Source organism: Alcanivorax sp. HI0083, from assembly GCF_001635175.1.
The window spans coordinates 1-735 of the sequence record NZ_LWFX01001589.1 but is presented as its reverse complement, the minus strand read 5'-3'; the positions used below and the strand labels follow the sequence as shown (position 1 = coordinate 735).

Annotated in this window: 1 protein-coding gene; it reads right to left on the bottom strand. The window is 63.1% G+C overall.

From position 1 onward, the window contains the following. Positions 1 to 735 (bottom strand): enoyl-CoA hydratase-related protein (locus A3754_RS23690; RefSeq protein ID WP_197468819.1); only part of this gene is annotated, 735 nt, incomplete at both ends.

Sequence of the window (735 nt, the reverse complement as noted above, 5' to 3'; positions counted from 1 at the left end):
TTCTTGCGAATCACCGCCACACCGCGCTCCAGCGCGTCTTCCTTCACCTCCAGAAGGCGCACGGGAATCCCGGCATTGGCAAAGTTCATGGCGATGCCACCGCCCATGGTGCCGGCACCGATCACCGCCACCTGGTTGATCTCGCGCTTGGGGGTGTTCTTGTCCAGGCCCGGCACCTTGGCCACTTCACGCTCGGCAAAAAACACATGGCGCTGGGCGGCCGATTCCGGGGACACCAGCAATTCGAAGAACAACTCACGCTCGCGCTCCACGCCTTTATCGAACGGCAGCTCCACCGCCGCTTTCACCGCCTTGATGCAAGAGAATGGCGCCTTGAAACCGCGCTGTTTACGGGCGATGGATTGCTCGAACTGGTCGAACAAACCGTCTTGCGCATCCGGCACGGCCAGATCACGGAGCTTTCGCAAGGGAGCGTTATCGGCCAGCAATTGACGGGTATACGCCAGCGCCCCCTCCAACAGATCACCGCTGACCATCTCATCAACCAACCCCAGCGACAGGGCTTCTTTGGCTTTCACCGGGTTCCCGCCGACAACCATTTCCAGCGCTTTCTGCGCCCCCACCAGGCGCGGCAAACGCTGCGTGCCACCGGCACCGGGGAGCAGCCCCAGTTTCACTTCCGGCAGGCCCAGGCGTGCGCTGTCCAGCGCCACCCGATAGTCACAGCCCAGCGCGACTTCAAGGCCACCACCCAACGCCGTGCCGTGGATGGCC